Origin of the sequence: Flavobacterium stagni, from assembly GCF_004122105.1 — a bacterium.
Taxonomy (GTDB): domain Bacteria; phylum Bacteroidota; class Bacteroidia; order Flavobacteriales; family Flavobacteriaceae; genus Flavobacterium; species Flavobacterium stagni.
In genome coordinates this window covers 646,775-667,208 of sequence record NZ_SBKN01000001.1, presented here as the reverse complement: position 1 = coordinate 667,208, position 20,434 = coordinate 646,775, and the positions used below count along the sequence as shown (strand labels likewise).

Here is a 20,434-nt window from a genome sequence, read left to right as displayed (position 1 = left end):
TTCGCTATGATATTTATCAGGACTATCGCTGATTCAATAGAATAGCAGCTTCTTTGGCAAAATAGGTCGAAATCAAACTCGCTCCTGCCCTTTTGATACACATCAATTGCTCCATCATAATCTTGTCGTGATCCAACCAGCCGCGTTCGGCAGCCGCTTTTATCATGGCATATTCCCCAGAAACGTGAAAAACTGTCACAGGAACATTCACTGCATTTTTGACTTCACGCACGATATCCAAGTAGGCAATTCCGGGTTTGACCATCACCATATCCGCGCCTTCTTCTACATCCCAAAGGGCTTCTTTGACGGCTTCAATGCGATTGGCATAATCCATTTGGTAGGTTTTTTTGTCTTTGGGAACTACTACATCGGCTTCTTTAGGAGCGCTATCCAAGGCATCTCGGAAAGGTCCGTAAAACGCTGAAGCGTATTTGGCAGAATAACTCATAATGCCCACATGATGAAAACCAGCAGCATCCAACCCTTGTCGAAGACGCAATACCCGACCGTCCATCATATCGCTGGGGGCCACAAAATCGGCGCCCGCTTCGGCATGTGAAACGGCCATTTTCACCAAAGCTTCGTTGGTTTCGTCGTTGGCAATATCTCCGTTTTTGATAATTCCATCATGACCATAAATCGAATACGGATCCAAAGCCACATCGGGCATGACAATCATTTCTGGACAAGCCGCTTTTATGGCACGAATAGCGCGTTGCATCAATCCTTCCGGGTTCCATGCTTCTTTTCCGGTATTATCTTTCAAGCTTTCATCAACTTTTACATAGATATTTACGGCACGAATTCCTAAAGCAAATAATTCTTTGACTTCTTCTACGGTTAAATCTAACGATCGGCGAAAAATACCCGGCATGGAGGGAATTTCCGAACGGTAGTTTTCTCCTTCGGCAATAAACATGGGGAACATAAAGTCGGCCGGACTTAATGTCGTTTCGCGAACTAAGGAGCGAATGCTCTCGTTAACACGTAATCTTCTACCTCTTTGTAATGGAAACATAATTTTTCTTTTTAGTTGTTTTTCCAAAGAACCAATTGATCATTTGGAAGGTCATATTCATAAACTTTATGACTTAAGCTGTCAATATAAATCCAAGCATCGCTAGTAAACCTTGGATTTGTATTTCCTTCATCTGTTTCTCGATGTCCTATGTTGAAAATGTAATAATTTGTAGAGTCGGTTAATTGAATATCATCTAAAATCCAATCTATTTTACCCATTTTTCTATCATCGACGATGAGTTGCTTTCTTGAATGAGCTATATAATTTTCAATAAGCTTCGTATACCACCTTTCAGTGGAGTTTTGAACTAATGTCGAATCTGACAAATTTGACTTTTCAGGAACCTTCACGGATTTATTTTCAGAGGTCTTTCCACAGCAAAAAAACAATGGTGCAATTAGTAAAAAAGTAATTCTATTCAACTTCATAACCATTCAACAGGGTTTTCTAGAACTCTAATTAACTTTTCTTCATCCGAATTGGGATCAGGATGATGATCATACACCCACTGAACATGGGGAGGTAAACTCATTAATATGGATTCAATCCGCCCGTTGGTTTTGAGTCCGAACAACGTGCCTTTATCGTGCACCAAATTGAATTCGACATAACGGCCGCGGCGAATTTCCTGCCATGTGCGTTGTGCCTCTGAATAGGACAAGTCTTTTCTACGTTCAACGATAGGAACATACGCTTGCAAGAAACTGTTCCCGACTTCGGTAACAAAATCATACCAATCGTTCATGGTATGCTGTTCGTCAGCTTTTAAATAATCAAAAAACAAGCCGCCGACGCCACGGGCTTCTTTGCGATGTGTATTCCAAAAATAGGCATCACATTGTTTTTTGTATTTGGGATAAAATGAAGGATCGTGCGCATCACAGGCGGTTTTACACGTTTGATGAAAATGAATCGCATCTTCATCAAACAAATAATAAGGTGTTAAATCTTGTCCGCCGCCGAACCAACTCTGCATGACTTCTCCTTGGGCATCATACATTTCAAAATAGCGCCAGTTGGCATGTACCGTTGGCACCATTGGATTTTTAGGGTGAATAACCAAACTCAAGCCACAGGCAAAGAAATCGGCTTCACCTACCTTGAACAGTTGTTGCATGGAATCGGGTAATTTGCCATGAACCGCCGAAATATTCACGCCGCCTTTTTCAAAAACCTGACCGTTCTCGATTACGCGTGTTCGACCGCCGCCACCTTCGGGTCGGTCCCAAAGATCTTCTCGAAATTTGGCAGCACCGTCAATGGCTTCGAGACCCGAACAAATCTGATCTTGAAGATTATGGATGTAGGATAGAAATTGTTCTTTCATTATTGGGTATATTCTATTTTTTTACCGCCATCTTGAACTTCTATTTTCACAATACTGTCCATTGGAATTTTACGAATCAAGCTTGAAGCAAACCGGGATCTGCCACCCATCAACGTATCGTTTTGTAAAATTACTGTATCAAAATAGAAATGGTATCTTTTGTTATTTCTTAAGGTTACACGCATTTCAATAGCTGGTGAATTGGCAAGATTAACTGCTTCTCCCTTTTTATTGACTACGCGAATTGTTTGAATTTGATTTGAAAAATAGGTCGTTTTTGTGCTGCTTCCTGGTAAAGGTAATGGCATTCGAACGTTCACTTTTTTCATGGAATCTGCAGTAATTCCTTGCATTTGTTCTTTAAAACTTTGCACAGGAATGGTGTAGGTTTTGCAAGAAACCATTACTAAAACTAGACTAAAAGTGAGCAAAAAAGACCTCAACTTCATTTTCAATTATATTCTTTCTTTTCAACTAAATAGCGTTTTGAAAAGAAGCAATTACTTGATGATTTAACGGATTTGCGTGAGGGATAGGAGCTAGGTGCCGTGCACCGCGGATAGCCCGACCCGTAGGGTCACGCCCTATTTATATTCTTTCACCGCTTCAATAAAGGCTTTGGCATGATCAACCGGAATATTGGGTAGAATGCCGTGGCCAAGATTCACGATGTAATTGTCTTTGCCAAACTCATCAATCATTTCGTGGACCATTTTTTTGATGGTCGGAATAGGCGACAACAAGCGACTGGGATCGAAATTTCCTTGTAGGGTAATGTTCCCACCGGTTAAATAACGGGCATTTCGCGCCGAACACGTCCAATCTACTCCTAACGCCGAAGCTTTGGATTTGGCCATCTCGCCTAGGGCAAACCAGCAACCTTTTCCGAATACGATAACTTTGGTTTCTTCGGCCAACGCCTCGACGATTTGGTTGATGTATTTCCATGAAAACTCTTGATAATCGGCTGGAGACAACATGCCGCCCCAAGAATCAAAAATTTGTACCGCATTCACGCCTGCTTTTACTTTTTCTTTTAAGTATAAAATGGTAGTGTCAGTGATTTTTTGTAATAAAGTGTGTGCGGCCACGGGATTGGAGAAACAAAATCCTTTGGCGGTATCGAAACTTTTCGAACCTTTTCCTTCTACGGCATAGCAGAAAATTGTCCAGGGCGAACCGGCAAAACCGATTAAAGGCACCTCATCGTTCAACATTTCTTTGGTCAATTTCACGGCATCCATCACGTAGCCTAGAGTTTCCTGAATATTAGGCACAAAAACTTGGTCTACTTGCTCCATCGTGCGGATAGGATTCGGGATAATCGGCCCCAAATTGTCTTTGAGTTCGACGTGAATACCCATAGCGCGTGGCACAACCAAGATATCCGAAAACAAAATAGCGGCATCGGGCTGTACAATACGAATCGGTTGTACCGTAATTTCGGCTGCTAATTCAGGTGTTTCGCAACGGGTGAAAAAATCATATTTATCGCGAAGTGCACGGAATTCAGGCAAATAGCGTCCGGCTTGACGCATCATCCACACGGGCGGACGTTCTACTTTTTCGTTATTTAAAGCACGTAAAAAAAGGTCGTTTTTAATCATAATTTATCGTTTAGCCGAATAGTAATTCAGCGTTTAAAATAGTCTATACTGAGTTGTAGCGTGGCCTCCACGGTGGGAGTTGGCGCTATGTAAATATTTTGAGTGATCCCGTGTAATGCGGCAGCTGTTGTGGAGCCAATGCAAAAACAAGGTTGTGTTTCGAGTGTATTTTTTTCCAAGAAACTCTCCACACCCGACGGACTAAAAAAGAGTACGCCATCGATAGGTGTTTCTATTTTTTGGGCTTGATTTTCGGTGGAATACACCACAATTTCACGCAAGTTTTTCCCTTTTTGGATTAAACGTGTGGGCAGTGTATCCAATCGACGGTTTCCGCAAAAGAAATCGAAGTGATCCTCATCGGAATTGATGAGAAAATGAGCCATCGTTTCAGCCGATTCAAAAGAGGCTTTCACGATAAAACCTGCTGTTTCAAGGGCTGCTTTTGTTTTTTCACCCACACAAAAAACAGTATGGTTTTCGGGATGGGCAATGGACTTTTGGGCCACCACGCTTTTTACCGCTTGCTGACTCGTGAATAACAGATTGTGTTGCCATTCGAATGGTGGAACGGGTAACAACTGTACACGAATAAACTCCTGTTCCACCACCGACAGACCTGCTTCCGCCAGTAGTTGGCGTTGGGTTTCAGTCAGGGATTTTGTGGACAGTAGGGAAATCATTTTTTCTAAGAACGTTGGAACTTAACTTACTTTTTCAATTGGGCTTTGATGCGTTCCATTAAGGCAGCACCGCCGTTGTCAAGGATTTCTTTGGCACAATGAAACCCTAATTTTTTCCATTCATTGATTGGAAAATTGCGTTGAATTTCCAATTTTTCTTTTCCATCGATGGATAACAAAACGCCGTGGAATTGAATTTCATCTTGGGCTTCATCATATTTTGCTATAGCGCCGATGGGTGCGGTACAACCTCCTTCAAGCGTACGTAAAAATTGACGTTCGATGGCAGTACACACTTCGGTTTCTATATCATTGAGTTGGGCTAAAGCTTCAAGGGCATGATGATCATTTTCCATAGCAACTACAACCATTGCTCCTTGTGCTGGTGCGGGTATCATCCAATCCAAATTAAGATACGTTTGCGGTTTCAAGTTGATACGCTCCAAACCAGCGGCGGCAAATACGGCACCACTCCAATCGTTATCGTTTAATTTTTGCATTCGGGTGTTGACATTTCCGCGTAGATCCACCACAGTATGTTGGGGATAACGGTTGAGCCATTGCGCTTGACGGCGTAAACTTCCCGTTGCAATGGTCGCGGAAGTTTCAAGGAATTCCGTCGAACCTTTATGCACCAAGATGTCTAATACATTGGCACGAGGTAAAACGGCCGCTTGAACAATACCTTGCGGTAAAGCCGTTGGAACATCTTTCATGGAATGCACAGCGATATCCACTTCGCCTTTGATCATGGCGATGTCTAAGGTTTTGGTAAAAATTCCGGTGATCCCAAGTTCGTACAAGGGTTTGTCCAGTACCAAGTCACCTTGGGATTTCACGGCAATAATTTCGGTGCGGTAACCCAGATCGTTCAGCTGTTTTTCTACCGTTTTGGCTTGCCAAAGGGCGAGTTCGCTGTCGCGGGTTCCGATGCGTATGGTTTTACTCATCTTATTTTTCAGAGGATGCCAATTGGAACACTTTTTCTATCCATTCGATACTTTCATCGACGGGGGTGTTTTCATCTTTAAGGTGATTGGCAAAATGGTTGGTGATTTTTTGTATGATGCGAGCGGTAATGATTTCCGCTTGTTCTTCGTCGAAATTGGACATTTTTTTGCGTTGCACGTTCAATTCGCCTTCCTTGATGGAATTCAATTTCGCTTTCAAGGCATGAATAGTTGGAGCAAATTTACGCTGCTTGGTCCAAGCAATAAATTCTTCTTTAACTTCTTCAATAATCGCTTCAGCAGCCGGAATGTGTTGCTTGCGATTTTCCAATGTCTCGTCGGTGATTTGCGATAATTGATCCATGTGCACTAAGGTAACGCCAGGAATTTCCATCACATTTTCATGTACATTTTTGGGAATGGACAAATCCAAAATGGTCAACGGTTTTTTCAAATTCAAAATCGCTTTGTCGACGGTCGGATTTTGCGCTCCTGTTGCCACGACCAATACATCAGCATTTTGTATTTCCAATTGTAAATCGGCGTAATCTTTTACGATGACATTTAGTTTACGCGCTAAGCGTTCGGCTTTGTCTTTGGTGCGGTTAATTAAAGTGATGTGACTGTGTTTGGTGTGTTTGACCAAATTTTCACAGGTATTACGACCGATTTTACCCGTTCCAAAAAGCAAGATATTCTTATTTGAAATAGCCTCTACGTTTTTGAAAATGTATTGCACTGCCGCAAAAGAAACGGAAGTAGCGCCGGTAGAAATTTCGGTTTCGTTTTTGATTTTTTTGCTGGCTTGAATCACCGAATTGATTAATCGCTCAAGAAACGTATTGACCAATTGTTCTTCTTTGCTTTGCGCAAATGCCGTTTTCAACTGACTGATAATTTCGAAGTCGCCTAAAATCTGACTATCCAAACCAGTCCCCACACGGAACATGTGGTTGATTGCTTCAGATCCTTTGTATACATAGGCTACTTTTTGGAAATCTTCCACGGTACCGCGACTGTTTTCGCACAACAATTTAATCAATTGAAAAGGATGTTGGGCAAAACCGTAAATCTCGGTACGGTTACAGGTAGACGTCACAATTAACGACTCAATGTTTTCTTCTTGAGCTTGTTGCAACAATTTTGCTTGCGCAACGGCATCCAAACTAAAACGACCGCGCGTTTCAGCGTCTGCTTTCTTGTAACTCATTCCAATTGCATAAAAGGAATTGTGTTTGATCTTGATTCCGTTTTCCATGAAGGGGCTCTTTCCTAAAAGTAGAACAAAGTTACGTTCAATACATTTTTAAAAAATAACGCTCAAAGGACTTTTTATGTCGCTGTGCGTTATTTATATTGTAAAACGAACTTTTTCCGTTATTTATTTTAAATTTGTACCAATGACGGGGCTTGACGATTAACTTATGTAGATTCATTCTAAATAACAAAATCAACTTCCGTCGGAAGACATATACGAAAAAATATCGCTATGGGTTCTTTTGAAGAAATAAAAATTGAGGAAGATTTCTTACTGATTCGGTTTCAAAACGACGGAACAGAAAATTTTCCCGTGAAACGTGCGGTTCCGCAAGGGCTGATTCAGTTTCATTTTGGCTTAAAAGGAAAAGCCAAATTCGTTTTCAACGATGGAAATTATGCTTTAGAATTAAAAGAAGAGAAATCATTATTGTTTTATAATCCGCAAAAAGAGCTGCCGATTCAATTGGAAGTGGCTCCAAACACCTGGTTGATTTCGATTTTAATTTCCATTAAAAAACTCCACAAATTATTTTCTTCGGATACGGAGAACATTCCGTTTTTGAGTGAAGAGAATATCGACAAGAAATATTATAAAGAAAACAACATCAGTCCGTCCATGGCGATTGTCCTGAGTCAGTTGTTTCATTATAACCTCAATCCCTCTATCAAAAATCTCTATTATAAAGGTAAAGGCTATGAGTTGTTGAGTTTGTACTTTAACCGCTCTGAAGATCCCAATGCGGAACAATGTCCGTTTTTGATTGATGAGGAAAATGTATTAAAAATCCGTAAGGCTAAAGAAATCGTAATTGCCAACATGGCCGAACCGCCGGGATTACAAGAATTGGCCGATCAAGTGGGTTTGAATTTGAAAAAATTAAAAATGGGTTTCAAACAAATTTACGGCGATACCGTGTATGGGTTTTTGTTTGATTATAAAATGGATTATGCCCGAAAACTGTTGGACAGCGGCTCGTATAATGTGAATGAAGTAGGACTCAAAGTGGGTTACAGCACAGGAAGTCATTTTATAGCAGCCTTCAAGAAAAAATTTGGCACCACGCCCAAAAAATATTTAATGAATTTACAAGTCAACACCTAAGTTGGATTGACAAAAAAGGAATTTTAAAGAAATTATAGATAAAAAATAAATTGCCCAAAATGAAAGGAGTATTATTAGTCAACCTCGGTTCACCTGAAAGTCCGACCCCAAAAGATGTTAAGCCGTATTTGGATGAGTTTTTAATGGATAAATACGTTATTGACGTTCCTTATTTATTACGCGCTTTGTTGGTACGCGGAATAATTTTGCAAACGCGTCCTAAAAAATCAGCCGAGGCCTACAGTCAGATTTGGACGGATGAAGGTTCGCCCCTTATTGTGATTTCAAAAAAAATGCACAATAAGGTCGAAAAACTTGTAGATGTTCCCGTGGCTTTAGCCATGCGTTATGGCACCATGACCATACAAAAAGGATTGCAAGAGTTGAAAGATAAAGGCGTAACCGATGTGATGTTATTGGCGTTGTATCCTCAGTATGCTATGGCTTCCACTACCACTATTTGGGCATTGGCGGATGAATTGCAACAAAAGCATTTTCCAGAAATGTCGATTACGAAAGTGCCTGCCTTTTACAACAAACCTGATTTCATCCAAGTGTTAGCCCATTCGATTAAAAAACATTTGGAAGGTTTTGAATACGATCATTTATTGTTTTCCTACCACGGCATTCCGAAACGTCACATTCGCAAAACGGATGTTACCAAATCGCATTGTACAATAGACAACAAATGTTGTGTCACGGCCTCTCCAGCGCATGAGTTTTGCTACCGTCACCAATGTTATGAAACGACACGTCAAGTCGTGGAATTGTTGGGAATCCCTGAAGGGAAATACAGTCAGACCTTCCAATCGCGTTTAGCAGGTGACAAATGGTTAACGCCGTATACCGATGTAGAAATCAACAAAATGCCGGCCAAAGGTATCAAGAAATTAGCGGTTGTAACCCCTGCTTTCGTTTCGGATTGTTTGGAAACATTGGAAGAAATTGCGATGCGTGCCAACGAAGAGTTTATCGAAAATGGCGGGGAAGCATTTTTTGCCGTGCCTTGTTTAAACGATGAAGACGAATGGTGTCAAGTGGTGGCCAATTGGGTCAATGATTGGAGTAAATAATAAAGGTCCGTTTTACAACCTGAAACTTTAACCTAAAACGTATCCATGGATCTCTACAACAACATCAAAGCCTTGCACTTGATCTTTGTGATCACCTGGTTTGCCGGACTCTTTTATATTGTTCGGTTGTTTGTGTATCAAATTGAAGCGCAATCCAAACCTTCGCCTGAAAAGGAAATTCTGGGAGCACAATACAAAATTATGACCTACCGATTATGGTATATCATCACGTGGCCCAGTGCGGTGTTGGCAACATTATTTGCATTAACCTTATTGCATTTAAATCCGGGTTGGATTTACATGCCGTGGATGCAAGTGAAATTGGGATTTGTGGTACTCTTGTTTGCTTATCATTTCAAATGCCACCAAATCTACAAGCAATTGCAAAACGACGACACCCGATACAGTTCCAACTTCATGCGCTTATGGAACGAAGGCGCCACAATCATCTTATTTGCTGTCGTCTTTTTGGTCATTCTAAAAAATGCCATTGACTGGATTTACGGTGTTGTGGGGATAATTGGATTCTCAATACTCATTATGCTCGGCTTTAAATTTTACAAGAATATTAGAAAGAAAAATAATTCTTAATTCATAATTCCTAACTCAACTCAGTGCTTTCCAACTTCAAAATATCCATGCTTTCCCTTCGAATACGGATTTTCCTATCGATGATTGTATTGATATTAATTGCATCGATTTTGATGGCGTCGATTTCGTTGTTTCAGTTCAAAAGTGAGGCGCGCAATTTCCATCAAGAACGCTTGGAACGCAAGGAAGATGCGGTTCGGGAGCATATTAACTACATTTTAGCGAACACAACTTATCCCCTAACGGAGAAAAATTTGCCCTTAATTTTCAAGGATAAAATTCACGAACTCTCCGACATTCATAGTGTTGAAATCAATATTTATAGTTTGAAAGGGAATTTGTTGAAATCGTCCAAAGCTTCGTTTGCCGTGGACAGTATTTCTCCGCCTATTCCGCAATACATTTTAAAATTAGTCCAATCATCCATTGAAAAAAGGTATGTGGATATTAAAAATGTGGACGGACTCAAGATTCGTTCTTCCTTTACCCAAATCAAAGACGACCGATTCAAACCGCTTGGGATTTTGAATTTACCCTATGTGGAAGATGATAGTATTTATGAAAATGAAATCCAGGATTTCTTGGTACGCTTGGGACAGGTTTACTTTTTCATGCTGTTGATTGCTTTTGCTTTGGCCTATTTTTTATCTTCTTATATTACCCAATCGCTCAAAACGATTTCGGACAAAATCAACGAAACCAGTTTGAACCAAAAGAATGAGAAAATCATGATTGAGGACAATAGTCGTGAAATCAATTCGTTGATTAAGGCCTATAATGCGATGGTGGACAAGTTGGAAGAAAGTGCCTCGATGTTGGCCCAATCCGAACGGGAACAAGCTTGGCGCGAAATGGCGAAACAAGTGGCCCACGAGATTAAAAATCCGTTGACGCCGATGCGACTTACTGTACAAAGCTTCCAACGAAAATTTGATGAAAACGACCCGAATTTACGACAGAAACTCAACGATTATACCAAAACCATCATTCAACAAATCGACACGATGACAGCGGTGGCTTCGGCGTTTTCGAACTTTGCCTCGATGCCGGCACAGCAAAATGAAACCTTGAATGTGGTGGAAGTGGTCGAATTCTCGTTGGATATTTTTAACGAAGAATACATTACGTTTACGAGTGCTGAGGCGGAAATTATCACGGTAATGGACCGCACGCAATTGATTCGTATCATTACCAATTTGGTGAAAAATGCGATACAAGCCTTGCCTGAAGAACAAGAAGAAAAATCCATTGAAGTTAGCGTTCAACGCGATGAAGAAGGCGTGACCATTTTGGTAAAGGACAACGGTATCGGAATTGAACCCGACAACCAGGAACATATTTTCGAACCCAAATTTACTACGAAAACAAGTGGTATGGGTCTCGGACTCGGGATTATCAAAAATATTATTGAAAATTATAAAGGAACGATTACTTTTGAATCCGAATATGGAAAAGGGACAACATTCAAAGTGACCTTACCTTTCACAAACCACTAAAACACTACGTATGACATTCGAAAATATCCTTGTGGACATCGACGGAAATTTGGCGCAAGTAACCATCAACCGTCCAAGTAAATTGAATGCTTTGAACAAAGCTACTATTCAAGAGTTGCATGATGCCTTAGCTCAATTGGATGCTGATGCAACGGTAAAAGCTATTGTATTAACCGGTTCAGGAGAAAAAGCTTTTGTAGCCGGTGCCGACATTTCTGAATTTGCGCATTTTTCAATTGAAGAAGGCGCGCAATTAGCGGCTTTAGGTCAGGAGTTATTATTTGACTTTGTCGAAAATATGAAAACACCTGTCATTGCTGCAGTGAATGGTTTTGCCTTAGGCGGCGGATTGGAATTGGCCATGTCGTGTCATTTCCGAGTTGCTTCGGACAATGCAAAAATGGGCTTACCTGAAGTGACATTGGGAGTGATTCCTGGATATGGAGGCACACAGCGTTTACCCCAATTGGTTGGAAAAGGACGTGCCATGGAAATGATCATGACGGCGGGAATGATTGATGCCGAAACCGCAAAAAGTTACGGTTTAGTTAATCATGTTGTTCCCCAAGCCGAATTGCTAGAATTCACCAAAGGCATTGCGAGCAAAATCTTGAAAAACTCACCTGTGGCTATCAGTTATGCTATCAAAGCGGTTAATGCCGGATTTGTAGATGCCAAAGAAGGATTCAAAACCGAAATTAAATCCTTTGGAAAGTGTTTTGGCACTGAAGATTTCAAAGAAGGTACAACGGCGTTCTTGGAAAAACGCAAAGCGGAATTCCCTGGGAAATAAACAATAATAATCCTTAAATAAACATGAAAAAAATCATTCTATTCGCCTTAGTAACTTTCTCTATGTTAAGTTGTAGTAAAAGTGACTCTGACACTCCAGCGGTATCAATTGTAGGAAAATGGCAATTTACACAAGAAGGCACCTTAGTGAATAACCAAGAAGTGTTAACTCCCTATGAACATTCTCCAGGTTGTGTCAAAGATTTCACAGAATTCCTCTCCAGTGGAGCCTTGAAAGATCACTACTACAACACAAGTTGTAACGAATCGATAGACACTGGTGTATGGAGTAAAACCGAAAATTCTTTAAATATTACGTATTCCGACAATACTGTTGTAAATGGACAAATTTTAGAATTATCCAATACCACATTAAAAGTTAAATTTATTGATTCTGGGATTACAAATATTGTTATTCTAACTAGAATATAAACAAAAAGAGAACCTAAACGGTTCTCTTTTTTATTTTGCGCCTTCCCATTCGGCATAGAATTGGGCTAAAAAAACTTCCATAAAACGATGGCGTTCTTCTGCTAATTTTCTACCTGCAGGAGTATTCATTCGGTCTTTAAGCAATAACAATTTCTCATAAAAATGATTAATTGTAGGTGCATTGCTTGCTTTGTATTCTTCTTTGGTCATGTGCATATTGGGTGCAATGGCTGGATCGTACATCGGTCGGTTTTTGAAACCCCCATAATTAAATGTTCGGGCAATACCAATAGCACCAATGGCATCCAATCGATCGGCATCTTGCACGATATCCAATTCTAACGAAGAAAACGTTCGTTCCGTTTTCCCACCTTTGAAAGAAATATTTTCAATGATTTTAACCACATGATCAATTGTAGCCTCATCGGCGTGCTGACTTTCTAAAAAAGTTCGCGCGGTTTTGGGTCCGATACTTTCATCACCACCATGGAACTTACTATCGGCAATATCGTGCAATAAAGCAGCCAACTGCACCACTTCCCGATTGCAATGTTCTTGATCAGCAATATGAAGTGCGTTGCGGTAAACCCGTTCAATGTGAAACCAGTCGTGACCGGCTTCTGCACCTTCCAATTGTTTTTTTACATAAATAATGGTAGCATCAACGATCCCCATATTAAATGGCTAATGCGGGTTGTACCCATTTGAATTTTTTAGTTTCTTCAGGCAAAACCAAACGTTCAGAAATACGAGCCATACGGTCGGGTAATTTCATCAAATAATCGCGTGCGCGCTCGGCCTCATCCGTTAAACTCGAAATTTTATCAATTTCCCAAGTAGCGATTAATTTGCGTAAAATATCCACGTAATCGTTGGCCGTGTAGACACCGATTTTCTGCGCTGAATTAGAAAATTCTTCAAAAGCTGTGCTGATTTTCTCTCCCGATTCACGCAAGAAATGAGCAGGCATCGTGATTTTTTGTTTCATCATGTATTGAAACGCCAACATCATTTCGCTCGGATCGACTTTGAAAATACGGTTCACAAATTCGCTGTATGCCAAATGGTGACGCATTTCATCACCAGCAACCATTTTACACAAACGCGACAACTTTTTATCTCCAAAATCTTTGGCCAATTGCGACACACGGTTATGAGAGATATAGGTTGCTAATTCTTGAAAACTGGTGTAAACAAAGTTCTTATACGGGTCTTTTCCTGTCCCGATATCAAAACCGTCATTGATTAAATGTTGGGTGGTTACTTCCACTTCTCGCATATTGACGCGCCCAGACAAGTACAAATACTTGTTTAAAGCATCGCCGTGGCGGTTTTCTTCCCCAGTCCAATGGCGTACCCATTTTGACCAGCCATTGCGACCTTCGTTATCGACACCTTCTACTTCCATCAACCAAGATTCATAGGTAGGCAAAGCTTCCTCCGTAATGGTGTCGCCTACCATTACAACCCAGAAATCATAGGGTAAATCGTTGGCGATTTCGCGCAATTCGCGAACTTCTTCAATAAAATTCTCTTTTTGAGAATCGGGCAACAAATCCGTAGGTTGCCAAATTTTTTCGACGGGAACGAGGTATTCGTCAACAAAGCTATCGATGCTTTTTTCGAGGAATTGCATCACTTCCAATCGGATGTTTTTAATAGACATTATATGTAATTATGAATTGTGAATGGCACTGTTGACCGCTTGTTCTGTTTTTTCAAACAGTGTGGCAAAGTCGTAATCTTTTACCGCCAAGGGTTCGTGTATTGTATATTTAATGTGTTTTCCTAATCCCATGGGAAACATACCAAATTGGGTCATTTTCCACGAATTATTGATGGTAATCGGCACTACCAAGGCATTGGGCGCAAACTTGCACAAAATTTTCAAACCGTTTTCTGAGAATTTTTTAGTGGCACCCGTTTTACTGCGGGTTCCTTCTGGAAAAATTACGGCTGTTCGGTTGTGCTTTTCAATGTATTCGCTGAGTCCCTTGATGGTAGGTAACGCTTGTTTAGGGTCTTTTCGATCTATTAAAACGGAACCTCCATGACGTAAATTGTAAGAGACAGAAGGAATTCCTTTTCCCAATTCTTTTTTACTGACGAATTTGGCATGATGTTTTCGCAAAAACCAAATAATTCCGATGATATCGTACAGACTTTGGTGATTAGCAACAAAAATCAATGGAACATTTTGCGGAATGCGTTCACGGTTAGAAAAGGACCAACGCGTTCCCAGAATTCTCGTACAACCTACTAAAAAAAGATTGAGATAATCGACACTTTTTTTATGTGCTTGATAGCCAAAGACATTAAAACAAACCCATTGTATGGGATGGAAAATCACCAAGGTTAGTCCGAAACAAAGGTAATAGACCACAGAGATGGGATACGAAATCAGTTTTTCCATGTGAAAAAAATTGGCTGTAAAAGTACGGCTTCTCATTGTTTAAAACTACTTTTGGGAAAACTAATTTAGTCCTAAAAAAATAAGTACATTTACGGCTTTAACAGCCTTTAATTTTAATGTAAAATGAGTTCAGAAAAAGAAGCAAAATTGAAAGCGTTACAGCTGACGTTAGACAAGCTGGACAAGACCTACGGTAAAGGTACCGTAATGAAGATGGGAGACAAAGCGGTGGAAGAGGTAGAAATCATTCCATCCGGGTCGTTGGGATTGGACCTTGCCTTGGGCGTAAATGGGTATCCAAAAGGTCGTATTATTGAAATTTATGGACCGGAGTCATCGGGTAAAACCACCTTGACTTTGCATGCCATTGCCGAAGCACAAAAAGCGGGTGGTATTGCTGCGTTTATTGATGCTGAACATGCATTTGACCGTCACTATGCGGCCAAATTGGGTGTAGACATTGAAAATTTAATTATTTCGCAACCGGACAACGGGGAACAAGCGTTAGAAATCGCCGAAAACTTAATTCGCTCAGGAGCTATTGACATTGTAGTTATCGACTCGGTAGCAGCTTTGACACCAAAGAGTGAAATTGAAGGAGAAATGGGTGATTCCAAAATGGGATTACATGCCCGTTTGATGTCGCAAGCCTTACGTAAATTGACGGCAACCATCAGCAAAACCCATTGTACGGTGTTTTTCATCAACCAGTTGCGTGAAAAAATCGGGGTAATGTTTGGAAATCCTGAAACCACAACGGGTGGTAATGCCTTGAAGTTTTATGCTTCCGTGCGTTTGGATATTCGTCGTTCTTCACAAATCAAAGATGGTGAAAATGTATTGGGGAACCGTACCAAAGTGAAAGTGGTGAAAAATAAAGTTGCACCACCTTTCAAAACGGCAGAATTTGACATCATGTATGGCGAAGGTGTTTCCAAAACAGGTGAAATCCTTGACTTAGCGGTTGAATTTGAAATTATCAAAAAATCGGGTTCTTGGTTTAGTTATGGCGACACCAAATTAGGACAAGGTCGTGATGCGGTTAAACTATTGATCAAAGACAACCCTGAATTGGCAGACGAATTGGAACAAAAAATCAAGGAAGTCATCAAGGAACAAGTTGACTAAAACGTTTAAATTTCCCGGTTTTGAAAAAAATCGGGATTTTTTTTTCATATTGACGCAACCATTTTTGCTAAATTGTATCCAATAAATATAATATTACGAAAAGAAGATGAAAAGAATTAGTTTTTCTGTGTTAATTGTACTTGGATTACTCACAACAAGTTGTGATATTTATAACGATGAACCTGTATATATACAAGTTTCACCAGTTACTGAAGTAACAAATCCAGAGAAATTTGCAAAAGATAGTATTACAGAAATCCCTGTGAATTTTAATTTACCATCTAAATGCAATGTGTTTCGTGGATTTTATTATGACACTGCAGATTTTCAACGTGTTGTAGCTATTGAAAGCTATCGAGAAGGGAATCAATCTTGTCCAACGGATGACAATACTTATACGCAAACTTTGCGTTTTAAACCCACTAAATTAGGAATATATCATTTCAAATTTTGGACAGGAAATGATGCACAAGGAGTTGAACAATTTTACGAATTTGACGCTATTGTCGATCATTAATAAAATGAAAAGTCTTGAATCTAGAGCAAATCATCCAGGGATGTCAGAAGAAAGACATACTCGCTCAAGAGCAACTGTACCGACATTATGTTGGGAAAATGTTTGCCTTGTGTTTGAAGTATGTTCCTGATCGTGATACCGCTCAAGATTATTTACAAGATGCGTTTTTGTTGGTTTTTGATAAAATCAATCAATTTGAAAATAAAGGTTCATTTGACAGTTGGATAAAAAGGGTTTTTATCAACCATATACTACAGCAATTTCGAAAGAAAAGTTATCTGGCGGTTGTAGATGAAAATATACCCGAAACCGTTGAAGTTGAAATTGAAGAAGGTGTTCCCCCGGAATTTTTACTTCAAATTGTACAAGAGTTACCCGAACGGTACCGGTTAGTATTTAACTTGTATGTATTTGAAAATTTCAGTCATCAGGAAATTGCCGATGCTTTGAACATCAATATCGGAACCTCAAAATCCAATTTGTCGCGTGCCAAATTGATATTAAAACAAAAAATAGAAGATTATACTGGCAGCTCAAAAATGCCCCAAATACAATGAAAAAAAACCAAGACATCAACAAGCTATTTCAAGACCAGCTGGAGCACTTTGAAGTACTACCTGATGAGGCGGTATGGACCAGTATTGCGTCGAAACTTCAAGAAAAGAAAAAACGCCGTGTTATTCCAATATGGTGGTTTTACAGCGGAATTGCCGCTGCTTTCTTAATCGGGTTGTTTTTAAATTTCACACTGTTTACTTCGCCCACTGCACCTGGAGTTCCTGGAACTTCACCCTCAGATGCTGTAGTGGAAGGTTCGAAATCTAACGGGACTCTAAACAACGGTTCTTCAAATGAAAAAAAACAATCCAACGGTGTTGACAATACAAATACACCTGACTCCAGTGATAGGGATGGATCCTCTAAAGGAATTCAAGAATCCGATATCACAACAGGGGTTGCTACTTCTGCAACAGCGCCTGTAAATTCGGTTGCTAATAAAACCGCCCGTCTGAATCCTATAAAACGTAATTCAGATTTAAAAACTAGCAATTCCCTTAAAAACCGAATTGCTCATCAAAATAGTGCAGGCACATCACAATTAGCAATTGCAACTCCAGCAGCTCCAGTAAATGAAATGGCAATTGATAAAGTACCTACTAAAAATAATTCAACCCTGTCTGAAGTAAATGTTACCCATCCGGTTGCTGTTCAATCCAATCCTTTGGATGGACAACAACAAAACAACGGTACTACTTCAAATTCTATTGTTTCCAATAACCCTCTTAATAGTGCTAAGGACAGCAGTAAAGTTGCCCAAAAGCCGACCAATGAATTGGAAAAATTGCTTGATGAAAAAGAAAAGAAATCCTTTTCCGGACAGAATTTAAATAGGTGGCAGGTGGCATCGCATCTTGCCCCTATTTACTTCAGTTCGTTATCACAGGGTTCGCCTTTGGATCCCGCATTAGCAACCAATTCTAAACAGTATTCCGCGAACAACACCAGTTATGGCATTGGCGTAGGTTATGCTCTCAATTCAAAAATGAGTATTCGAACAGGCGTTAACGTCGTTCGATTAGGATACGATACTGACGAAATTGCTTACTATATGGAACCCAATGTAAGTAGTCGCATTCAAAATTTATCGTTAAATGCTATGGGTTCAAACATCATCATTGAAAGTTTGAACAACGTTAAAACCTACAATAAATTCATGAACCGTTACGAAGGTTCGTTAAACCAACGCATGGGTTATTTGGAAGTTCCTATGGAGTTGACTTACCGTTTAGGCGGGAAAAAAATGGGGATTCAGTTCGTGGGCGGATTCAGTTCCTATTTCTTGAATCAGAATGAAATTTATTTACAATCGGAGCAATTTAATTTATTGGTAGGGAAAGCAACCAATTTAAATTCAGTTCACTTTAGTGGAAATTTAGGTTTCGGAATTCATTACGGTTTCTTCAAAAAATGGGAAGCCAGAATCGAACCCACATTTAAATATCAATTCAATACGTATAGTAGTGACGCGGGTAATTTCAAGCCTTATATGATGGGGCTTTATACCGGTGTTTCTTACTCGTTTTAAGATAGTTAGGTTAGTTTACAATTAGTTAAGTGGTGTTACTGCACTGCGGTGCGTAACAAAAAAAGAGTGTCTTGGCCAGACACTCTTTTTATTTGCGTTAAGGATTGCAGTGGAAATCCCGGTGCCGGAGTTTACGGAGGTACCGGATTGCAACGGAAAGCCTGACCCCGGAAGAATGGAGGGGGAACGCCCTAATCATTCTCTTGCAAATCCGTTAAAATAAGCTGTCGTGCTTGCTCTTTTATATCCTTTTTGGCTTCCAAAGGCAATCCTTGGGTTTCGATAAAAGGGTGGATTTTTACCCGCATTTTCCCGGGACTGCCACTCAAAAACGTATAGGAAAAACGTTCTTTATTGTCAAAAAATGTCATGGGAACTATCGGAATCTGGTGCTCAATCGCCAGGCGGAAAGCACCGTCTTTGAATTCGTCCAACAGTACGCTTTCATCGGGTACACCACCTTCGGGAAAAATACAAATACTCAATCCCATATTCAAACGGCGTTGGGCGCGTTCGTAAACGGCCATCCGACTCTTTTGATTGCCACGATCGACTAAAATACTGGTGCGTTTGTAGAAAAATCCGAATAGTGGAATCTTGGCTAATTCCTTTTTCCCTACAAAAACAAAGGGATTCCGCACGGTAGCGAGCATCAGCATGATGTCTGTCATCGAAGTGTGATTCGCGATGAACATATAACTTTTATTCGGTTCGAGCTCTTGTAAAGTTCTGACTTGGTAGCGAAAACCCATGCCGTAAAGAATGACTTTCGCCCAAATTCGGGCTAATATGAAGAAATACGGATACCAACGTTCTTTCAAAATGGAAAGAAACAAAAAGGGAAACATCACTAAAATGGGTACGGCCACCAAAATATAAAACCAAATACGCCATACCACCCAAAAAATAATTTTTAACGCGCGCATAGACCCAAAAATAAAGCAATTTTAGTTTAAATTTGCTCCTCAATTTAAAAACTATGGCAAAAATACTAACAGGCGTACAAAGTACGGGCACTCCCCACTTGGGTAATTTATTGGGTGCCATATTGCCGGCGATCGAAATGTCGAAAGCACCGGGCAATGAAACGTTTTTATTTATCGCCGATTTACATTCGGTGACACAAATCAAAGACGGTGAAACTTTACGAGGAAACACGTATAGTACGGCTGCAGTATGGCTTGCTTGTGGTTTGGACACCGATAAAGTGGTTTTTTACCGTCAGAGTGATGTACCACAAACAGCGGAATTGTCGTGGTATCTGAGTTGCTTTTTCCCGTTTCAACGGCTGACTTTAGCACATTCCTTTAAAGACAAAGCCGATCGCTTGGAAGATGTCAATGCAGGTTTATTTACCTATCCGATGTTGATGGCTGCAGACATTTTATTGTATGATGCCGAATTTGTTCCTGTTGGGAAAGATCAATTGCAGCATATTGAAATCACGCGCGATGTAGCTTCTCGATTTAACCATCAAATGGGAGAAACTTTTGTGTTGCCCGAAGCCACCACTAGTGAAGAAACCCAATATATTCCGGGAACGGATGGGCAGAAAATGAGTAAGTCTCGCGGAAATATCATCAATATTTTCTTGGATGATAAAGCCTTGCGCAAGCAAATCATGAGTATTGAAACCGACAGTACTCCGTTGGAAGAACCTAAAAATCCGGATACGTGTAAAGTTTTTGCTTTGTATAAATTGTTAGGCGATGCGGATCAAGTAGCCCAAATGCGTCAAAACTATGAAGGCGGGAATTACGGGTATGGTCACGCAAAACAAGCGTTATTCGAATTGATCGGTGAAAAATTTAAAACCGAACGCGAAAAATACAATTACTACATGTCCCATTTGGACGAAGTGGATGCCTTTTTGGCAAAAGGCGCTCGTAAAGCAGGAGCCATTGCCGATGGCGTTTTGCAACGGGTACGTCAAAAACTTGGATTTGAATAAAA

The 20,434-nt window shown here is 40.2% G+C and carries 23 protein-coding genes; 11 read left to right on the top strand and 12 right to left on the bottom strand.

The features are described 5' to 3' along the window. Nucleotides 1-22 precede the first annotated feature (22 nt). The 8 genes from hemB to hemA all read right to left on the bottom strand — a co-directional run bounded on the left by hemB (nucleotide 23) and on the right by hemA (nucleotide 6,849). Nucleotides 23-1,021, bottom strand: coding sequence for a porphobilinogen synthase (gene hemB, locus EQG61_RS02940; RefSeq protein WP_129460394.1), 999 nt, complete (start codon nucleotides 1,019-1,021; stop codon nucleotides 23-25). 11 nt (nucleotides 1,022-1,032) lie between these two features. Further along, nucleotides 1,033-1,452 (bottom strand): hypothetical protein, encoded by a 420-nt coding sequence (locus tag EQG61_RS02935; RefSeq protein WP_129460393.1) that lies wholly within the window; start codon nucleotides 1,450-1,452, stop codon nucleotides 1,033-1,035. Then, on the bottom strand, nucleotides 1,449-2,351 hold the full coding sequence (gene hemF / locus EQG61_RS02930) for an oxygen-dependent coproporphyrinogen oxidase (protein WP_129460392.1): 903 nt from the start codon (nucleotides 2,349-2,351) through the stop codon (nucleotides 1,449-1,451). Before hemF ends, EQG61_RS02935 begins: the two co-directional genes overlap by 4 nt. Next, nucleotides 2,351-2,800 carry a hypothetical protein gene (locus tag EQG61_RS02925; protein WP_129460391.1) on the bottom strand — a complete coding sequence of 150 codons (450 nt, stop codon included), beginning with the start codon at nucleotides 2,798-2,800 and terminating at the stop codon, nucleotides 2,351-2,353. Before EQG61_RS02925 ends, hemF begins: the two co-directional genes overlap by 1 nt. A 135-nt stretch (nucleotides 2,801-2,935) precedes the next feature. Further along, the gene (gene hemE / locus EQG61_RS02920) at nucleotides 2,936-3,958 is read right to left on the bottom strand and encodes a uroporphyrinogen decarboxylase (RefSeq protein WP_129460390.1); all 1,023 of its coding nucleotides are present in this window, start codon (nucleotides 3,956-3,958) and stop codon (nucleotides 2,936-2,938) included. A gap of 26 nt (nucleotides 3,959-3,984) precedes the next feature. After that, nucleotides 3,985-4,641, bottom strand: coding sequence for a uroporphyrinogen-III synthase (locus EQG61_RS02915; protein ID WP_129460389.1), 657 nt, complete (start codon nucleotides 4,639-4,641; stop codon nucleotides 3,985-3,987). 26 nt (nucleotides 4,642-4,667) lie between these two features. Continuing rightward, nucleotides 4,668-5,591 carry a hydroxymethylbilane synthase gene (gene hemC / locus EQG61_RS02910; protein ID WP_129460388.1) on the bottom strand — a complete coding sequence of 308 codons (924 nt, stop codon included), beginning with the start codon at nucleotides 5,589-5,591 and terminating at the stop codon, nucleotides 4,668-4,670. Between the two features lies 1 nt (nucleotide 5,592). Further along, nucleotides 5,593-6,849 (bottom strand): glutamyl-tRNA reductase, encoded by a 1,257-nt coding sequence (gene hemA, locus EQG61_RS02905; RefSeq protein WP_129460387.1) that lies wholly within the window; start codon nucleotides 6,847-6,849, stop codon nucleotides 5,593-5,595. Between the two features lie 231 nt (nucleotides 6,850-7,080). Here hemA and EQG61_RS02900 point away from each other — a divergent pair, with 231 nt between their 5' ends. The 6 genes from EQG61_RS02900 to EQG61_RS02875 all read left to right on the top strand — a co-directional run bounded on the left by EQG61_RS02900 (nucleotide 7,081) and on the right by EQG61_RS02875 (nucleotide 12,337). After that, the gene (locus EQG61_RS02900) at nucleotides 7,081-7,953 is read left to right on the top strand and encodes a helix-turn-helix domain-containing protein (RefSeq protein WP_129460386.1); all 873 of its coding nucleotides are present in this window, start codon (nucleotides 7,081-7,083) and stop codon (nucleotides 7,951-7,953) included. Between the two features lie 59 nt (nucleotides 7,954-8,012). Beyond that, complete coding sequence (gene hemH / locus EQG61_RS02895; RefSeq protein WP_129460385.1) at nucleotides 8,013-9,026, top strand: ferrochelatase; 1,014 nt, start codon at nucleotides 8,013-8,015, stop codon at nucleotides 9,024-9,026. A 45-nt stretch (nucleotides 9,027-9,071) separates the two neighbouring features. Beyond that, entirely contained in the window at nucleotides 9,072-9,617 is a 546-nt protein-coding gene (locus EQG61_RS02890) for a CopD family protein (protein WP_129460384.1), read from the top strand. 80 nt (nucleotides 9,618-9,697) lie between these two features. After that, nucleotides 9,698-11,113, top strand: a complete 1,416-nt coding sequence (locus EQG61_RS02885; RefSeq protein WP_129460383.1) for a sensor histidine kinase — start codon at nucleotides 9,698-9,700, stop codon at nucleotides 11,111-11,113. A 10-nt stretch (nucleotides 11,114-11,123) separates the two neighbouring features. Continuing rightward, a complete protein-coding gene (locus EQG61_RS02880; protein ID WP_129460382.1) occupies nucleotides 11,124-11,906 on the top strand; it encodes an enoyl-CoA hydratase/isomerase family protein in 783 nt (260 codons plus the stop codon). A 62-nt stretch (nucleotides 11,907-11,968) separates the two neighbouring features. Then, nucleotides 11,969-12,337 (top strand): lipocalin-like domain-containing protein, encoded by a 369-nt coding sequence (locus EQG61_RS02875; RefSeq protein WP_164974875.1) that lies wholly within the window; start codon nucleotides 11,969-11,971, stop codon nucleotides 12,335-12,337. Nucleotides 12,338-12,367: 30 nt separating this feature from the next. Here the strand turns inward: EQG61_RS02875 and EQG61_RS02870 are convergent, their stop codons facing one another. The 3 genes from EQG61_RS02870 to EQG61_RS02860 are packed head-to-tail and all read right to left on the bottom strand — an operon-like array spanning nucleotide 12,368 to nucleotide 14,750. Next, nucleotides 12,368-13,012: an HD domain-containing protein gene (locus EQG61_RS02870; protein WP_129460380.1), complete on the bottom strand. Its 645-nt coding sequence runs from the start codon at nucleotides 13,010-13,012 to the stop codon at nucleotides 12,368-12,370. Between the two features lies 1 nt (nucleotide 13,013). Further along, nucleotides 13,014-14,003 (bottom strand): acyl-ACP desaturase, encoded by a 990-nt coding sequence (locus EQG61_RS02865; RefSeq protein ID WP_129460379.1) that lies wholly within the window; start codon nucleotides 14,001-14,003, stop codon nucleotides 13,014-13,016. A gap of 9 nt (nucleotides 14,004-14,012) precedes the next feature. Next, nucleotides 14,013-14,750, bottom strand: coding sequence for a lysophospholipid acyltransferase family protein (locus tag EQG61_RS02860; RefSeq protein ID WP_129460378.1), 738 nt, complete (start codon nucleotides 14,748-14,750; stop codon nucleotides 14,013-14,015). Nucleotides 14,751-14,873: 123 nt separating this feature from the next. On the opposite strand from EQG61_RS02860, the gene recA reads away from it, so the two are divergent. The 4 genes from recA (at nucleotide 14,874) to EQG61_RS02840 (ending at nucleotide 18,481) form a co-directional block, all read left to right on the top strand. Next, nucleotides 14,874-15,878, top strand: a complete 1,005-nt coding sequence (gene recA / locus EQG61_RS02855; RefSeq protein ID WP_129460377.1) for a recombinase RecA — start codon at nucleotides 14,874-14,876, stop codon at nucleotides 15,876-15,878. Nucleotides 15,879-15,984: 106 nt separating this feature from the next. Further along, nucleotides 15,985-16,395 carry a hypothetical protein gene (locus tag EQG61_RS02850; protein WP_129460376.1) on the top strand — a complete coding sequence of 137 codons (411 nt, stop codon included), beginning with the start codon at nucleotides 15,985-15,987 and terminating at the stop codon, nucleotides 16,393-16,395. A 14-nt stretch (nucleotides 16,396-16,409) separates the two neighbouring features. Beyond that, nucleotides 16,410-16,952 carry an RNA polymerase sigma factor gene (locus EQG61_RS02845; RefSeq protein WP_129460375.1) on the top strand — a complete coding sequence of 181 codons (543 nt, stop codon included), beginning with the start codon at nucleotides 16,410-16,412 and terminating at the stop codon, nucleotides 16,950-16,952. Beyond that, nucleotides 16,949-18,481 carry a porin family protein gene (locus EQG61_RS02840; protein WP_129460374.1) on the top strand — a complete coding sequence of 511 codons (1,533 nt, stop codon included), beginning with the start codon at nucleotides 16,949-16,951 and terminating at the stop codon, nucleotides 18,479-18,481. The genes EQG61_RS02845 and EQG61_RS02840 overlap by 4 nt, the downstream gene beginning before the upstream one ends. A 191-nt stretch (nucleotides 18,482-18,672) precedes the next feature. Here EQG61_RS02840 and EQG61_RS02835 read toward each other — a convergent pair whose 3' ends face one another. Beyond that, entirely contained in the window at nucleotides 18,673-19,407 is a 735-nt protein-coding gene (locus EQG61_RS02835) for a lysophospholipid acyltransferase family protein (protein ID WP_129460373.1), read from the bottom strand. 53 nt (nucleotides 19,408-19,460) lie between these two features. Here EQG61_RS02835 and trpS point away from each other — a divergent pair, with 53 nt between their 5' ends. Further along, nucleotides 19,461-20,432 carry a tryptophan--tRNA ligase gene (gene trpS / locus EQG61_RS02830; protein ID WP_129460372.1) on the top strand — a complete coding sequence of 324 codons (972 nt, stop codon included), beginning with the start codon at nucleotides 19,461-19,463 and terminating at the stop codon, nucleotides 20,430-20,432. Nucleotides 20,433-20,434 lie beyond the last annotated feature (2 nt).

Bases quoted from the DNA above. Each gene is read 5' to 3' on its own strand.
- hemB (WP_129460394.1), bottom strand. From the start codon at position 1,021: ATGTTTCCATTACAAAGAGGTAGAAGATTACGTGTTAACGAGAGCATT.
- EQG61_RS02935 (WP_129460393.1), bottom strand. From the start codon at position 1,452: ATGAAGTTGAATAGAATTACTTTTTTACTAATTGCACCATTGTTTTTT.
- hemF (WP_129460392.1), bottom strand. From the start codon at position 2,351: ATGAAAGAACAATTTCTATCCTACATCCATAATCTTCAAGATCAGATT.
- EQG61_RS02925 (WP_129460391.1), bottom strand. From the start codon at position 2,800: ATGAAGTTGAGGTCTTTTTTGCTCACTTTTAGTCTAGTTTTAGTAATG.
- hemE (WP_129460390.1), bottom strand. From the start codon at position 3,958: ATGATTAAAAACGACCTTTTTTTACGTGCTTTAAATAACGAAAAAGTA.
- EQG61_RS02915 (WP_129460389.1), bottom strand. From the start codon at position 4,641: ATGATTTCCCTACTGTCCACAAAATCCCTGACTGAAACCCAACGCCAA.
- hemC (WP_129460388.1), bottom strand. From the start codon at position 5,591: ATGAGTAAAACCATACGCATCGGAACCCGCGACAGCGAACTCGCCCTT.
- hemA (WP_129460387.1), bottom strand. From the start codon at position 6,849: ATGGAAAACGGAATCAAGATCAAACACAATTCCTTTTATGCAATTGGA.
- EQG61_RS02900 (WP_129460386.1), top strand. From the start codon at position 7,081: ATGGGTTCTTTTGAAGAAATAAAAATTGAGGAAGATTTCTTACTGATT.
- hemH (WP_129460385.1), top strand. From the start codon at position 8,013: ATGAAAGGAGTATTATTAGTCAACCTCGGTTCACCTGAAAGTCCGACC.
- EQG61_RS02890 (WP_129460384.1), top strand. From the start codon at position 9,072: ATGGATCTCTACAACAACATCAAAGCCTTGCACTTGATCTTTGTGATC.
- EQG61_RS02885 (WP_129460383.1), top strand. From the start codon at position 9,698: ATGATTGTATTGATATTAATTGCATCGATTTTGATGGCGTCGATTTCG.
- EQG61_RS02880 (WP_129460382.1), top strand. From the start codon at position 11,124: ATGACATTCGAAAATATCCTTGTGGACATCGACGGAAATTTGGCGCAA.
- EQG61_RS02875 (WP_164974875.1), top strand. From the start codon at position 11,969: ATGTTAAGTTGTAGTAAAAGTGACTCTGACACTCCAGCGGTATCAATT.
- EQG61_RS02870 (WP_129460380.1), bottom strand. From the start codon at position 13,012: ATGGGGATCGTTGATGCTACCATTATTTATGTAAAAAAACAATTGGAA.
- EQG61_RS02865 (WP_129460379.1), bottom strand. From the start codon at position 14,003: ATGTCTATTAAAAACATCCGATTGGAAGTGATGCAATTCCTCGAAAAA.
- EQG61_RS02860 (WP_129460378.1), bottom strand. From the start codon at position 14,750: ATGGAAAAACTGATTTCGTATCCCATCTCTGTGGTCTATTACCTTTGT.
- recA (WP_129460377.1), top strand. From the start codon at position 14,874: ATGAGTTCAGAAAAAGAAGCAAAATTGAAAGCGTTACAGCTGACGTTA.
- EQG61_RS02850 (WP_129460376.1), top strand. From the start codon at position 15,985: ATGAAAAGAATTAGTTTTTCTGTGTTAATTGTACTTGGATTACTCACA.
- EQG61_RS02840 (WP_129460374.1), top strand. From the start codon at position 16,949: ATGAAAAAAAACCAAGACATCAACAAGCTATTTCAAGACCAGCTGGAG.
- EQG61_RS02835 (WP_129460373.1), bottom strand. From the start codon at position 19,407: ATGCGCGCGTTAAAAATTATTTTTTGGGTGGTATGGCGTATTTGGTTT.
- trpS (WP_129460372.1), top strand. From the start codon at position 19,461: ATGGCAAAAATACTAACAGGCGTACAAAGTACGGGCACTCCCCACTTG.